This window comes from Microbacterium sp. SZ1 (genome assembly GCF_002362255.1).
Lineage (GTDB): Bacteria > Actinomycetota > Actinomycetes > Actinomycetales > Microbacteriaceae > Microbacterium.
Window position 1 is genome coordinate 255,078 of the sequence record NZ_LPVV01000004.1, and the last position, 13,867, is coordinate 268,944.

General features: G+C 70.2%; 13 protein-coding genes. 5 read left to right on the plus strand and 8 right to left on the minus strand.

What is annotated here, in order from left to right; all coding sequences use genetic code 11:
• The first annotated feature begins 14 nt into the window (after positions 1–14).
• Positions 15–1,577 (plus strand): S8/S53 family peptidase, encoded by a 1,563-nt coding sequence (locus tag AUC47_RS04705; protein WP_096714045.1) that lies wholly within the window; start codon positions 15–17, stop codon positions 1,575–1,577.
• 141 nt (positions 1,578–1,718) lie between these two features.
• A complete protein-coding gene (locus AUC47_RS04710; RefSeq protein WP_096714046.1) occupies positions 1,719–4,166 on the plus strand; it encodes a CHAT domain-containing protein in 2,448 nt (815 codons plus the stop codon).
• A 290-nt stretch (positions 4,167–4,456) separates the two neighbouring features.
• On the opposite strand, the gene AUC47_RS04715 is transcribed toward AUC47_RS04710, so the two are convergent.
• The 7 genes from AUC47_RS04715 to AUC47_RS04745 form a co-directional block, all read right to left on the minus strand.
• Entirely contained in the window at positions 4,457–4,711 is a 255-nt protein-coding gene (locus AUC47_RS04715; RefSeq protein WP_096714047.1) for a type II toxin-antitoxin system RelE family toxin, read from the minus strand.
• The gene (locus tag AUC47_RS04720; protein WP_096714048.1) at positions 4,708–4,971 is read right to left on the minus strand and encodes a type II toxin-antitoxin system Phd/YefM family antitoxin; all 264 of its coding nucleotides are present in this window, start codon (positions 4,969–4,971) and stop codon (positions 4,708–4,710) included. The genes AUC47_RS04715 and AUC47_RS04720 overlap by 4 nt, the downstream gene beginning before the upstream one ends.
• A 70-nt stretch (positions 4,972–5,041) precedes the next feature.
• Positions 5,042–5,821, minus strand: a complete 780-nt coding sequence (locus tag AUC47_RS04725; protein WP_096714049.1) for a DeoR/GlpR family DNA-binding transcription regulator — start codon at positions 5,819–5,821, stop codon at positions 5,042–5,044.
• A 4-nt stretch (positions 5,822–5,825) separates the two neighbouring features.
• The gene (locus AUC47_RS04730; RefSeq protein WP_096714050.1) at positions 5,826–6,674 is read right to left on the minus strand and encodes a class II fructose-bisphosphate aldolase; all 849 of its coding nucleotides are present in this window, start codon (positions 6,672–6,674) and stop codon (positions 5,826–5,828) included.
• Complete coding sequence (locus tag AUC47_RS04735) at positions 6,671–7,612, minus strand: 1-phosphofructokinase family hexose kinase (RefSeq protein WP_096714051.1); 942 nt, start codon at positions 7,610–7,612, stop codon at positions 6,671–6,673. Before AUC47_RS04735 ends, AUC47_RS04730 begins: the two co-directional genes overlap by 4 nt.
• Positions 7,609–8,571, minus strand: a complete 963-nt coding sequence (locus AUC47_RS04740; RefSeq protein WP_096714052.1) for an ROK family protein — start codon at positions 8,569–8,571, stop codon at positions 7,609–7,611. Before AUC47_RS04740 ends, AUC47_RS04735 begins: the two co-directional genes overlap by 4 nt.
• A gap of 36 nt (positions 8,572–8,607) precedes the next feature.
• Positions 8,608–9,504, minus strand: a complete 897-nt coding sequence (locus tag AUC47_RS04745; protein WP_096714053.1) for an SIS domain-containing protein — start codon at positions 9,502–9,504, stop codon at positions 8,608–8,610.
• A gap of 245 nt (positions 9,505–9,749) precedes the next feature.
• Between AUC47_RS04745 and AUC47_RS04750 the strand changes: the two genes are divergently transcribed.
• From AUC47_RS04750 to AUC47_RS04760, 3 genes are read left to right on the plus strand one after another with little or no spacing between them, the layout of a single operon-like run.
• Positions 9,750–10,997, plus strand: coding sequence for an extracellular solute-binding protein (locus tag AUC47_RS04750; RefSeq protein WP_096714054.1), 1,248 nt, complete (start codon positions 9,750–9,752; stop codon positions 10,995–10,997).
• 31 nt (positions 10,998–11,028) lie between these two features.
• The gene (locus tag AUC47_RS04755; RefSeq protein ID WP_096714055.1) at positions 11,029–11,994 is read left to right on the plus strand and encodes a carbohydrate ABC transporter permease; all 966 of its coding nucleotides are present in this window, start codon (positions 11,029–11,031) and stop codon (positions 11,992–11,994) included.
• A gap of 8 nt (positions 11,995–12,002) precedes the next feature.
• A complete protein-coding gene (locus tag AUC47_RS04760) occupies positions 12,003–12,917 on the plus strand; it encodes a carbohydrate ABC transporter permease (RefSeq protein WP_096714199.1) in 915 nt (304 codons plus the stop codon).
• Positions 12,918–12,998: 81 nt separating this feature from the next.
• Here AUC47_RS04760 and AUC47_RS04765 read toward each other — a convergent pair whose 3' ends face one another.
• Positions 12,999–13,847 (minus strand): helix-turn-helix transcriptional regulator, encoded by an 849-nt coding sequence (locus AUC47_RS04765; RefSeq protein ID WP_096714056.1) that lies wholly within the window; start codon positions 13,845–13,847, stop codon positions 12,999–13,001.
• Between the last annotated feature and the right edge of the window lie 20 nt (positions 13,848–13,867).

The window sequence follows — 13,867 nt, forward strand, 5'->3', positions numbered from 1 at the left end:
GGAGGGGACCGACCATGGAGCAGCCGAGGGGTTGGAGCTGGCAGGACAGAGCAGAGGGATCGATCCGTCGAGGGACGGCGCTCGATCCGAACGTCGAACCGGTCGACGGGGTCCGCGCCTTCCCGACGGCGTACCTGCCGGAGCGGCTGCTCATCACGTTCGACCGGGACGCCGATCACGAGGCGTACGACGGCGAGGTGACGGCTCTTCGCGACGCCGCGGCATCCTTCGGCTGGCAGCTCGACATCGAGTCGCCCGACTCCCGCCTGTACGCCGACGATCTGCTCCCCGGGGTGCCGGGATTCCTGCGCGCACGCCTCACGACACCCGACGAACCCGTGCGCGGCGAGTCGCCCGTCCCACCGGACGCGTGGCGCGTCCTGCAGCGCGCACGGCGCAGCACCCGGTCGCCGATGCCGCGGACCAGCCTCGAGCACGTGCTGTCGATCGACCCGGTCGGGCTCAACCCGTTCAGCCGCACCAATCCCTTCAGCCGCACGAACCCGTTCAGCCGCACCAACCCGGTGCGCGGCGGCGGAGCCGGCGGCAGCGACGACTACCTCGAGCCCGGTCGAGGGGCGCGGCAGCCGGTGAGCTGGCTCGGACCCGCACCGCGCCGCGGACCGTCGCCGAAGCGCGGGCGGCGACCCGTGGTGGCCGTGCTCGACACCGGATGCGGCGTGCACGACTGGCTGCCCGACGACATCGTGACCCGGCGCATCGAGATCGACGGCGTTCCCGTCGGACTCACCGACGACGCCGATCCGGAGCGCTACCCCGACCTGTACGGCCAGCTCGACGGCGAGATCGACGCCGTCGCCGGACACGGCACGTTCATCGCCGGCATCATCCGCCAGACCGCGCCGGATGCCGACATCCTGTCGGTCCGCATGGCCGGAGCGCTCGGAGTGATCGACGAGAGCACGTTCCTCACGACGGTCGCGCAGGTCGTGGAGCTGTTGCGCCGCCACCGCGAGGATCCGTCGACCGGTCACCCGATCGACGTGCTCAACCTGTCGCTCGGGTACTACCACGAGACCCCGCAGGACGGCCTCTTCAGCACCACGCTCACGGCGCTGCTGACCACGGCCAGAGAGCTCGGGTGCGTCGTGGTGTGCTCGGCCGGCAACGACGCGATCGACCGGCCGTCGTTCCCGGCGTCGCTCTGGCCCTGGCCGGGGTCAGACAACGGCATCCCGCACGACGACGACGCACCGCACGTGTCGGTCGGGGCGCTGAACCCCTCGGCGCACTCGGTCGCCCTGTTCTCGAACGTCGGCCCCTGGGTGCAGGTGTACGCGCCGGGAGCAGCGGTCGTCAGCACGTCGCCGGCGTTCGTCGGCGGGGAGCAGGCGTCGTGCCGCGCCGACGTCGACGGGCTGCGCCGCGAGACGATCGATCCGGATGACTACCGCGGCGGGTTCGCGATCTGGAGCGGCACGTCGTTCGCGGCGCCGTACGTCGCCGGGCGCATCGCGGCGCAGCTCGGGGCCGTGCCAGGCGAGGGCGTATCGACCACCACCGCGGCGAAGGCCGTGGCGGCGGTGCTGAAGACGCTGCCGGTACCGCGGGAGTAGCCCGCCCTGCTGCCGGTGCCCGTGCGCACCTGCATGGCGGAAACACACATGCAGGCCCGAATCGGGCGGATCGGCATGCAGGTGTGTTCCGCCCCTGCACCGGCACTTCCGCTGGGGCCCACGGCCCGGCATCCTGGGACGATGCCCCTGTCTGCGCGCGAGCTGCATCAGCGCGGCGTCGACGCGGCCAACTCCCGGCGGTTCGGTCAGGCGAGACGAGCGCTGGCCACGGCATCCGCCCGCACCGACGACGACGACCTCCGCGCGCGGATCGACGGCACCATGGCGTACGTGCTGGCCCAGACCGGCGAGCCCGCTGCGGCGGAGCGGCTGTCACGCGATGCCCTCGAGCGGCCCGGTCTCCGCGCTGAGACTGTAGCGCTGCTGCACGGCCAGCTCGGCACGCTGCTCATGCACGGCGGCCGACTCGACGAGGCGGGGCAGGCGCTCACGCGGGCGATCGACGCGCTCGACGAGGGATCGATCGAACGCGCGAACCTGCTGATGAGTCGTTCGATCGTCGGGATGCAGCGGCACCGGCTCGACGACTGCACCGCCGACCTGCGCAGCGCCATCGCCGTCTACGAGGCGCTCGGCGAGGAGGAGCCCCTCGCCGAGGCGCGCCACAACCTCGGGTACGCGGCGCTGCTCGGTGGCGATCTCGTCACCGCCCTGAACCTCATGACCGCCTCGCGTCCCGCGCTCGCCGCCACGAGCGACCTGGCGGCCGCGATCAGCGACCTCGACCGGGCGGAGGTGCTGCGTGACGCGGGATTGACCACCGAGGCCGAAGTGCTGCTCGCCGAGGTCGCGAGGCGGTTCGGGGCTCAGCGCATGCGGCAGGCACGCGGAGAGGCCGAGTTCCATCTCGCCCGATCGCTGCTGCGGCACGACCCTTCGGCCGCTGAGCGCACCGCCGCCAAGGCCGCCCGACGCTTCGCGTCGCTCGGCAGCGACGGCTGGTCGGCGCGGGCCGAGGCCGTGCGCCTGGAGGCGTCACTCCGAGCGCACCCGGGGCGCGACGTCGACCTGGAGGCCTTCGCGCGCACCGCGACCGCGCTCGCCGACGGCGGGTTCCGCACGGAGGCCACCGCCCTGGCCCTCACCTCCCGGCTCGCGGACGAACAGCGGATGCCGCGCATCACCGCCGACGCCCCCACCCCGCTGCGATTGCGTGCCCACGAGGTGCGGGCGGTGCGAGCAGTGAAGGCCGGGAAGGATGCCGCCGCCCTGCGCGCCGCGGCTGAGGGCCTCGATCTGCTCACGTCGTGGCAGCAGTCGTTCGGCGCCCTCGACCTTCAGGCGTCGGTCGCGATGCACGGCACCGAGCTGATGTTCGCCGGGCTCGCGGCGGCGGCGCGCACGCGGGATCCGAGCGTGCTTTTCGAGTGGTCGGAGCGCGCCAGACACCTGAGTCAGCAGGTCGCCCCGGTTCGTCCGCCGCGCGACGCGGACCTCGCCTCCGACCTCGCGGAGTTGAGGATGCTGCGCGCCGACCTCGTCGGCGCGGACTGGACCGCGGACGCCAGGGTCAGGGCGCTGCGCGACCGGGTGCGCGACCGGCAGTGGTCGTCGATCGGCGCCGGCGCGAATCGCGGGCGTCTCGATCTGCCGACGACCCTGGCTCGGCTCGACGACGAGACGGCGATCCTCGCCTACGTGTACACGGGTGACGACCTGGTCTGCACGGTCGTCACGGCGGCCGGGGCGTCGATCGTCGAGCTGTCGTGGCCACGCATCCGTGCCGCTCTCGACGGACTCCGCGCGGACCTCGATGTCGCCGCCCTCACGCACGGCGGGCCGATGGCGGCGATCGTCGGCAGATCCCTCGACGAACGGCTGCGCGTGCTCGACGAGGCGCTGTTCGCGCCGGCCCGCGCCGCAGCGCCGCACGCATCGCGGCTGGCGCTGACGATCCCCGGCATCCTCGGCGGCATCCCGTGGGCCATGCTGCCGGGACTCGCCGGCATCCCGTTCACGATCGCGACCTCGGTGTCGCGCCTGCTGGAGGGACGCCCTCCCCTCCGCGAGCGGGATCGCACGGAGAGCGAGCGGCATCGCGCCGGATTCGCCGCGGGGCCTCGGGTCGCCCGCGGGGTCGAGGAGGTGCGCACCGCGGCGAGCGCCTGGTCCTCGGCCGAGGTGTACGTCGGTGAGCACGCTCGGGTCGACGCGGTCACCGACCTGGCCGGGCGCGTCGACGTGCTGCACATCGCCGCGCACGGGCGTCATGCGGTCGACAACCCGATGTTCTCGGGGTTCGAGCTCGCGGAAGGAACTCTCTTCGGGTATGACGTCGACCTCATCCCCCGTACGCCCGACACGGTCGTGCTGTCGGCGTGTGAGCTCGGTCGGTCCTCGGTGCGGTGGGGGGAGGAGGCGCTGGGCATGACGCGTGTCTGGCTGCATGCCGGTACGCGATGCGTGATCGCAGCGCCGGTCGTGGTCGCCGACGATGTGGCGTGCGAGCTGCTGGGAGCGGTGCACTCACGGCTCGCCGCGGGCGCTGCACCGTCCGTGGCGTTGGCCGCGGCATCCGAGTCCACCGGCCTCCTCGCCCCTTTTCAGTGCCACGGCGACGGGTTCTAGACATTTCCTCCACTCGATGTATCAGAGGAGGGTGCGCCCTCTCCTGATCTGCAGAGGGTGCCATGCGAAGGGCTTCGGGAACGGAGCGCGAGGGAGGCGCAGTCGGAAATGGGGAATCTCGTGCACTGGGGAGTGCGAGAGACGACATGGACACCATCTACCTCGGGGATGTCGCGAGAGGGGTCGCGACATCCCCACCATCGATCGACGGAGGGCGGGTCGGCCGGATGCCGCGACGGGAGGGGACCCGGTCGCGGCACCGGCCGATCCGAGCGGAAGGGACCGGACGATCAGCGATACACCTCACGCCGGTGGCCGGCGTGCACGACCACCACCGTGAGGATCTGATCCTCGATGCGGTAAAGCACCCGGTAGTCACCACTCCGAACCCGCCATTCGGGGCGCCCCGTGAGCTTTCTCGCCGCTGGCGGGCGCGGCTCCTCTGCCAGCGTCTCGATGACGCCTTGGATCCGACGCTTCGCCTCGGGCGGCAGCTTCCGGATCGCGCGAGCGGCGACGGGAAGTACCTGAAGCTTGTAGGTCACTGCACCAGGCCGAGGTCGCGCTTGACCTCCGCCCACGGAATCGGCGTCTCCTGAAGGCGTTGGGTCTCGTCCCAGGCCTCGTCGACAGCCCTGATGTCGGCGAGCTCCTCGGCATCCTCGAGCAGCTTTTCGAGGAACGAGGAGTCGACGACCGCCGCCACCGCACGATTTCGGCGTGTGAGGTAGACCGGTTCCGTGCGCGCTTCATCGATGATCGACGCCAGTCGTCCCCGAGCCTCTGTGATCGCGATCTCGCTCATGGTTCGAGAATACCGTGGAACGTACGTCATGGGGCGATTCGGTGCAAAACGTACAACCTTCGCGAAACTATCAATCCGCGACGATCACGCGGTACCCCGCCGACGTGAACTCATCCCGCATGGCGGACGGAAGTCCGTCGTCCGTGATGAGGGTCTGGAAGAGATCCGCCCCGCCGATCGACGCGAACGATCCGGCTCCGACCTTCGACGAATCGGCGACGATCACGGCACGCTGTGCCCGCTGCGCCATCACGCTGTTGACCGCCGCCTCCCGCTCGTCGTCGGTCCTGGCGCCATCGGCGGGGTCCACCGCGTTCACGCCGATGAACGCCACGTCGAGTCGCACGCCGCGCAGCAGCTGCTCCACGAACGGCCCGACCAGCTCATAGCTGCGCGAATGAATGACGCCGCCCGTCACCACGACCTTGATGTCGGGCCGCGTCGCGAGCTGCGCGGCGATGTTCACGGCGTTCGTGACGATCGTGATTCCCGGCCCTTCTGTGAGGTCGGGGCGCGCCGCGAGTGCCGCGGCGATCGCCGTGGTGGTCGTGCCGCCCGAGAGGCCGACGACCATGCCGGGCGACACGAGCGCCGCCGCGGCGCGGGCGATGCTCTCCTTCTGCCGCGTGCGCAGATGGCTCTTGTAGCGCACCGGGAGCTCATAGGCGACCGAGTGCGCGACCGCTCCGCCGTGGGTGCGGGTGAGCAGGCGCTGCTCGGCGAGGCTGTCGAGGTCGCGGCGGGTCGTGGCGGCGGAGGCGCCGAAGCGCTCGACGAGGTCGTCGACGGTGACCTCTCCGTCGACAGCCAGCAGGTCGAGGATCGCGGCGAGTCGAGCGGCGCGCTTCATGAGCTCAGCCCGCCGCCGGTTCGAGGGCGAACAGCTGCAGCATCCGCTCCGCCTCGCTCGCGAGCGCCTCCCGTGCCGGCGCGAGGTACTTGCGCGAGTCGACGAGCCGCTCGTCGGCGTCGAGCCTCTCGCGGACGGCGCGCGTGAAGAAACCGTTGAGGTGCGTGGAGACGTTGATCTTCGTCATGCCCGCGCGGACGGCCTGGGCGATCACGTCGTCGGCGACGCCGGACGAGCCGTGCAGCACGAGCGGCACGTCGAGCGCGGACCTCAGTCGCGAGATCAGGTCGAGGTCGAGGGATGCCGTGCGATCGGTCATCGCGTGCGACGATCCGACCGCGACGGCGAGCGCGTCGACGCCGGTCGCCGCGACGAAGGCCCTGGCCTCCTCGGGGTCGGTGCGGACGCCCGGCGCATGCGCCCCGTCCTTACCGCCGACCTCACCCAGCTCCCCCTCGACGAAGACGCCGGCGCGGTGGGCGCGTTCGACGACGGCCGCGGTGAGCGCGACGTTCTCGTCGTAGGGCAGCGCTCCCCCGTCGAACATGACCGAGCCGAAGCCGAGATCGACGGCCTCGTCGACGAGCTCGGGGCGCTCGGCGTGGTCGAGGTGCACGGCGACGGGCACGCTCGCCCGACGGGCGATGGCGAGCGTGGCCAGCGAGATCGGCTCGAGGCCGCCGTGATAGTCGGCGCAGTTCTGCGAGATCTGCAGGATCACCGGCAGCTGGGCGGCCTCGGCGGCGCGCACGAGGCCCTCGCCGGTCTCCAGATGGATGACGTTGAACGCACCGATTCCGATGCCGCGGGTCGCGGCATCCGTCACCAGTTCGCGGGCGGAGACGAGTGTCACGGTGAATCCTCTCGGAGGGTGGACGTGTGGGGGGCGACGACGAGACGGGATTCGAGCGTGCGCCAGTCGTCGGAGATCTCGCCGGCGAGCGGCATCAGCACCGCGGCGGCCGACCACGCGGTGGCGCGGCGCAGGACCGTCTCAGGGTCGCGCACGCCGTCGGCGTAGAGCACGGCGCACGCGGCGACCCCGGCATCGCCCGCTCCGGTGGGATTGCCTGCGAGGGGTGCGTCGAGTCGGGCGTGCAGGACCTCGGATGCCGTCACCGCCAGCATCCCGTCGGCTCCGAGCGAGAGCAGCACCAGCTCGACGCCTCGGGCGATGAGCGACCGCGCGCCGGCGACCGGGTCGGCGATGCCTGTGGCCTCGACGAGTTCGGCGGCGTTGGGCTTGAGGACGGATGCTCCCGCATCCGCCGCGTGCAGCAGCGCCGGCCCCGACGTGTCGACGATCGCCGGCACGCCCGCATCACGAGCCGTGCCGATCAGCAGCGGGACGAACGACTCGGGGGCGCCGGGCGGCAGGCTCCCCGAGATGACGAGCACGCGCGCGCTCGGCAGGGCATCGACGACCTCTCCGAACAGCGCCGCCCATTCCGGGTCGGCCGGGTTCACGCCTCGCTCGTTGATGATCGTGGTGTCGCCGAGCTGCTCGTCGACGATCGCGACGCTCTGCCTCGTCGCCGCGGCGACGGACACCACGCGGTGCGGCACGCCGCTCGCGGCGAGTTCGGCCGAGAACGCGATGCCGGTGCGCCCGCCCGCCGTCGTGAGGGCGAGAGTCGATGCCCCCTGCGCGTGCGCCACCCGCGCGACGTTGAGTCCCTTGCCGCCGGCACGCGCCGCCCCGGCATCCGCCCGGTGCGTCGCTCCGACCGTCAGTCGGTCGACCCGCCACGTCAGGTCCAGGGCGGGGTTCGGGGTGACCGTGAGAATCATGCGAGCTCCCGTGCGCGAAGAGCGGCGCCGAGGATGCCGGCGTTCCCGGAGAGCTCCGCGGGGACGAGGTCGGGGAGGCGGTGGAAGCTGAGCCGTGCAGCGAGGCGGCGGCGGAGTTCGTCGAACAGGGCATCGCCGGCGCGCGAGAGCCCGCCGCCGATCACGATCGCCTGCGGCGCGATCACCGCGGTGAGCTGCGCGAGCGAGAGGGCGAGGGCGTCGAGCGCCGACTCCCAGATCTCGGCGGCGACCGGATCGCCGGCAGCGGCCCGGGCGATGACGTCTTTCGCGCCGCCCGGTGTGTCGCCGGTGGCCTCGGCGTACCGGCGGGTGATCGCGCCGGCCGACGCGACGGCCTCGAGGCATCCGCGGGCGCCGCACGGGCAGACCGGGCCGTCGGCGATCGGGGAGTGGCCGATCTCTCCCGCGTACCCGCCCGCGGTGTACGGGGCGCCACCCACGATCAGCGCGCCGGCGATCCCGGTGCCGATCACGAGAACGACCGAGTCGTCGTAGGCCCGCGCTCCGCCGAGCACGTTCTCGGCCCAGCTGGCCGCCCGCACGTCGTGATCGAATGCGACCGGAAGACCGAGGCGAGCGGACGCGAGGTTCCGGATCGGGCTGTCACGCCAGCCCATGTTGCTCGCGAAGACGCCGACTCCCGCATCGGGATCGACGATGCCGGGGACCACGAGCCCCACCGCCCGAGGCTCCGTCGAGGGGAAGGCCGCGCGATACTCGGCGGCGAGCGCGCCCAAGCGCTCGATGATCGCGGTCGTGCGGTCGCCGGTCGCACCCGGTGTCGGGGTGCGCCGCAGATCGAGCGCCGTGCCGTCGGCGTCGAAGAGGGCCGACTTGATGTCGGTGCCGCCGACGTCGAAGGCGAGCACCGGAGCACCCGCCCCCAGCGATCGCGCGGCGCCGGGGCGTTCTACGGCTCCGGCGTCAGGCGCGGTCACGGGGCACTCCGGTGTGGCTCTGCGGTGTGGCTGAGGTCATGCATCCAGGATGACGGATCGCGCGAGGTTGCGCGGCTGGTCGGGCTCGAGGCCCTTCGCGACAGCGCGGTCGAGCGCGACCCGGTGCAGACGCACGAGGTCGGCCAGGGGGTCGATCGGATGCTGCACGAAACGCGCCCCGGTGGCCTCGACCTGCGCGGCCAGGCCCTCGGGAGCCTCGCCGAACTGCCAGGTCACGCGACCGGGAGCGGCGATCGCGATCGGACCGTGCCGGTACTCCATGGACGCATACGACTCCGTCCATGACTGTGACGACTCGCGCATCTTCAGCGCCGCCTCGTGCGCGAGACCGACGGTCCAGCCGCGACCGAGGAACGTGTACTGCTCGGCATCCCCGAGCTCGGCGTCGTCGGGTGCGGCGAGCACGGCCGCAGCATCCTCGATCGCAGACGTGAGATCCTCCCCGAGCGATGCGCGGAAGAGGGCGAGGGCGGTCGTCGCGAACCGCGTCTGCACGACCGACTTCTCGTCCGCGAAGGGCAGCAGCACGGCCTCGTCGACGAGGGACACGAGCGGAGAGGTCTCGTCGCCGATGACTCCGATGACGCGAGCCCGGCCGCGCACGCGCTCGACGAGCTCGAGCACCTCGGTGGTCGTGCCCGAGCGGGTCAGCGCGACGACGGCGTCGTAGCCGCGGTCGACGAAGGCCTCGGATGCCGCGAAGGCGTCAATCTCGCCCTGGCCCGAACCCTCTCGAAGCGCCGCATACGCCTGCGCCATGAACCAGGAGGTCCCGCACCCGATGACGGCGACGCGCTCCCCTGCGGCGGGGAGGCGCTTCTGCTCATTGCGCATCTCTACCGCGCGCGCCCAGGTCTCGGGCTGCGAGGTGAGCTCTGCGCGCATGAACGCGCCGGGAAGGTTCTCAGTCATGGCGTCCTCCGGGACGAGTGATGCAATATTGTGATCGTTTAGTTGCTGTATCGCTCATACTATTGCTCCATCGAGAGGGTCCGCAAGATTCCTCTTGATTTGTTTATTCGCCTGACAAATAATCGAACAACTCCACGTCGATCCTTCGGGAGAGGCGACCACGCACTGTCGCGTGCTGTACTCGCGGCTGTGCCACCCTCCGCTCCATCCGAGCGGTTCCTGACACAGTGAGGAATGCCACACAGATGAAGAAGTCACTGCGATTCGGCGCCGTCGCACTCGCGGCAACCGCCACACTCACGCTCACCTCCTGCGGTTTCGGTGGTTCTTCGGGAGGGGGCGGCGGCGGAGACGACGCGAACACGCTGAGCCTGCTCGTCCCGAGCTACTCCGACGCGACCAAGGGCCTGTGGGAAGACGTGATCGAGGGGTTCGAGAAGGAGAACCCCGACATCACCGTCGACCTCGAGGTGCAGTCCTGGGACAACCTCGAGAAGGTCATCTCGACGAAGATCCAAGCGGGTGAGGCCCCGGACATCTACAACGGCGGTCCCTTCGCCGGCTTCGTGGGCGACGAGCTGCTCTACCCGGTCTCCGACGTCGTGTCCGAGGACACCCTGGCCGACTTCCAGGACGCGTTCATCGCGAACGCCGAGGTCGACGGCACGGCGTACGCGCTGCCCCTCATCGCATCGGCCCGTGCCCTGTTCGTCAACAACACGCTGCTGCAGCAGGCGGGCGTGACAGAGGCACCCAAGACCTGGGACGAGCTGCTGGATGCCGCGACCAAGGTCTCGGCTCTCGGCGGTGGCGTCGCGGGCTACGGCATGCCGCTCGGCTCCGAGGAGGCTCAGGCCGAGGCAGCCGTGTGGCTGTGGGGCGGCGGCGGCTCGTTCGGCGACGCCTCGGAGATCACGATCGACACCCCGGAGAACCTCGCCGGTGCCGAGCAGATCAAGAAGATGATCGACGCCGGCGCGACGCAGGCCGACCCGGGTTCCACGCAGCGGTCGCCGCTGATGGACATCTTCATCCAGGGCAAGATCGGGATGCAGGTGGGCCTGCCGCCCACGGTCGGTCAGATCGAGGAGGGCAACCCGGAGCTCGACTACTCGATCGTCCCGATCCCGACGAAGGACGGCTCGCCGTTCACGCTCGGCGTCATGGACCAGCTGATGGCGTTCCAGAACGACGGCGACAAGCAGGAGGCGATCACCAAGTTCTTCGACTACTACTACTCGGCCGACGTGTACGTGCCGTGGGTGCAGGCCGAGGGCTTCCTGCCCGTCACGAAGTCGGGCGCCGAGCAGCTGTCGGGTGAAGAGGCGCTCGCGCCGTTCCTCGAGGTGCTGCCCGACGCCCAGTTCTACCCGTCGACGAACCCGAAGTGGTCGGCGACCGACGGTGCGTTCAAGTCGCTGTTCGGCCAGCTGCAGACCAAGCCGGCGCAGGACGTGCTCACCGAGATCCAGGCGCAGGTCGACGCGGGCTGAGCCCCGCGGAAGGAGAGGTTCGGGGATTCCCATGAGCCAGACCACAGAGTCCCAGACCCTCACGGGGGCGGCCACCGGCCGCCCCCGCCCCTCGGGCACCGCGCCGCGCGCGCGCTCCCGCGGCAAGGATCTCCTCCAGGCCCTGCCCTGGATCGCACCGGCCCTCGTGCTCATCGTCGGGGTGGTGTTCTTCCCCGCCGGGGTCATGTTCTACAACTCCACCCGCGACATCTCGCTCTCCGGCCTCGACAAGGGCTCGGTCGGGTTCGACAACTTCGCGACCGTGTTCGGATTCGCGGAGTTCTGGCCGATCCTGTTCCGCACGATCGTGTGGGTCGTGGTGGTCGTCGCGTTCACCGTGATCATCTCGCTCGGGCTCGCGCAGGTCCTCAACAAGGCCTTCCCCGGGCGGCAGATCGTGCGCATGGCCGTGATCGTGCCGTGGGCGGCGTCTGTCGTCATGACCACGATGGTCTTCTACTACAGCCTCGAGCCGTACTTCGGGGTGTTCAACAAGTTCCTCTACGACATCGGGCTCACCGACGACGCGGTCGGCTACGGCTGGACCAAGAACCCGGCCACGGCGTTCGCCTGGTCGATCGTCATCGCAATCTTCGTCTCGCTGCCGTTCACCACCTACACGATCCTCGCCGGCCTCCAGTCGGTGCCCGCCGATGCCATCGAGGCCGCCAAGATGGACGGCGCCGGGCCTGCGCGCACCTACTGGTCGATCGTGCTGCCGCAGCTGCGGAGCGCCCTCGCCGTCGCGGTGCTTATCAACATCATCAACGTCTTCAACTCGCTGCCGATCCTCAAGGTGATGACAGGGTCGATCCCCGGCTACGGCGCCGACACGATCATGACGATGATCTTCAAGTACATCGAGCTGCAGAAGAAGGTCGACGTCGCGAGCGCGCTGTCGGTCGTGGCCTTCCTCATCGTGATCGTGATCGTCGCGATCTACGTCAAGGCCGTCAAGCCCATGAAGGAGGTCTGATCGTGACCATGACCGAGACCGCCCTGGTCACCACTGCCGGCTCGACGCCCGCCCCGCGCATCCCCGGCCGCAAGCGCCGGTACACCGAGGACCAGGTCACGCTGCCGCGCGTCATCCTGCGCACCGCCGCCGGCTTCCTCGTGCTCGCGATCTTCGTGCTGCCGTACCTGATCATGTTCTTCGGCTCCGTGAAGACCAAGCCGCAGATCCGCTCGGTCGACCCGACCTACCTCCCGGTCGAGTGGCACTGGGAGAACTACATCTCCATGTGGTCGACCCCCGAGACGCCGCTGCCCTACAACCTCATCTCGACGATCATCATCGCCGTGTTCGCGACCCTGCTCGTGCTGCTCGTGTCGCTCCCCGCGGCGTACTACACGGCACGGTTCCGGTTCCCCGGCCGCATGGTCTTCCTGTTCCTCGTGATCGTCACGCAGATGCTGCAGCCCGCGGTGCTGACGTCGGGTCTGTTCCGCCAGTTCACCACCCTCGGCCTCGGCGACACCTGGGCGGCGATGATCTTCATCAACGCCGCGTTCAACCTGTCGTTCGCGGTGTGGATCATGCACTCCTTCTTCGCCGGCATCCCGAAGGAGGTCGACGAGGCCGCGCAGATCGACGGCGCCGGTCGCTTCACCGTGCTCTTCAAGATCAATCTGCCGCTGGTCTGGCCGGGCATCGTGACGGCCATCGTGTTCACGTTCGTCGCCTGCTGGAACGAGTTCGCCGCATCGCTCGTCATCCTGTCCACCGACAAGAACCAGCCCCTGTCGGTCGCCCTCACCAAGTTCGTCGGTCAATACGAGACGAGCTGGCAGTACGTCTTCGGGGTCTCGATCGTGGCGATCCTGCCTGTCGTCATCCTCTTCATGCTCATCGAGAAGCGGCTCGTCGGCGGCCTCACCGCGGGCAGCGTCAAGTAAGCGGCGCGAGGCCCGTCACTTCTGCGGCCATCGGTGACTTCTGCGGCCACGCAGGGTCGGCATGGCCGCAGAAGTGACGATTCACCGCAGAACCTGCTCCCCCTGCATGCCGGCGGGTATCGGCATCCGCCTCTGCTCGTCGCGGAACATGCTCGGCGAGCGTCCGAGGCGCTGCGTGAACTGCCGGGAGAAGTACGACGGGTCGTCGAAACCGATCTGCCGAGCGATCGCCCCCACCTCGAGGTCGGTCTCGACCAGAAGGGACTGCGCCCGCGCGAGGCGCGACTCGATGAGAAGCTGCAAGGGTGTGCGTCCGGTCGCCGCGACGGCGGCCGAGCGCAGTTGGCCGATACTGAGGCCGAGCTCCCGTGCGCGCGTCTCCATCGGGATCTGTCGCGCCGCCCCCCGCGTGAACGCCTCGATGAGATCGGGCGCGGAATCGGGCATGGTCGTCGCCGCGAGCTCGGCAATCCACGCGTAGCCGGCGGCAGAGGCACGCAGGGCGGCGGCGGATCCGCTGTCGACGAGGTCGGAGTGCAGACGGTCGAAGGTGGAGCGCAGCGAACCGGGCACCCGGTCCAACGGGACGATCGGATTCGCGCGCCGCCAGGCCCCCAACTCGTCGAGCGCGCGGGTCGCCGCCCCCGAGAACAGCACCCAGTGCTCGGTCCACCCGGAGCGCAGCGGGCCGTAGCCGTGCACGACACCGGGGAAGAGCCAGAGCAGAGAGGGCGCATCGATCCGCACGTCGCCCGTCAACGGGCTGGAGTACCACCCGCTTCCCTCGCTCACCACGACGACGGCGTGCGATCGCAGCTGCCGGTCGCGGAATCCCTCGTTGCGACCCGAGTACTCGCCCGCCCCGAGGCACGCGATCGTGACGTCAGTCAGCGTGCGAGCCGGTGTCGCGTAGATCGCCCAGTTCTGCATAATCCTCCTAGTGTCCGGAG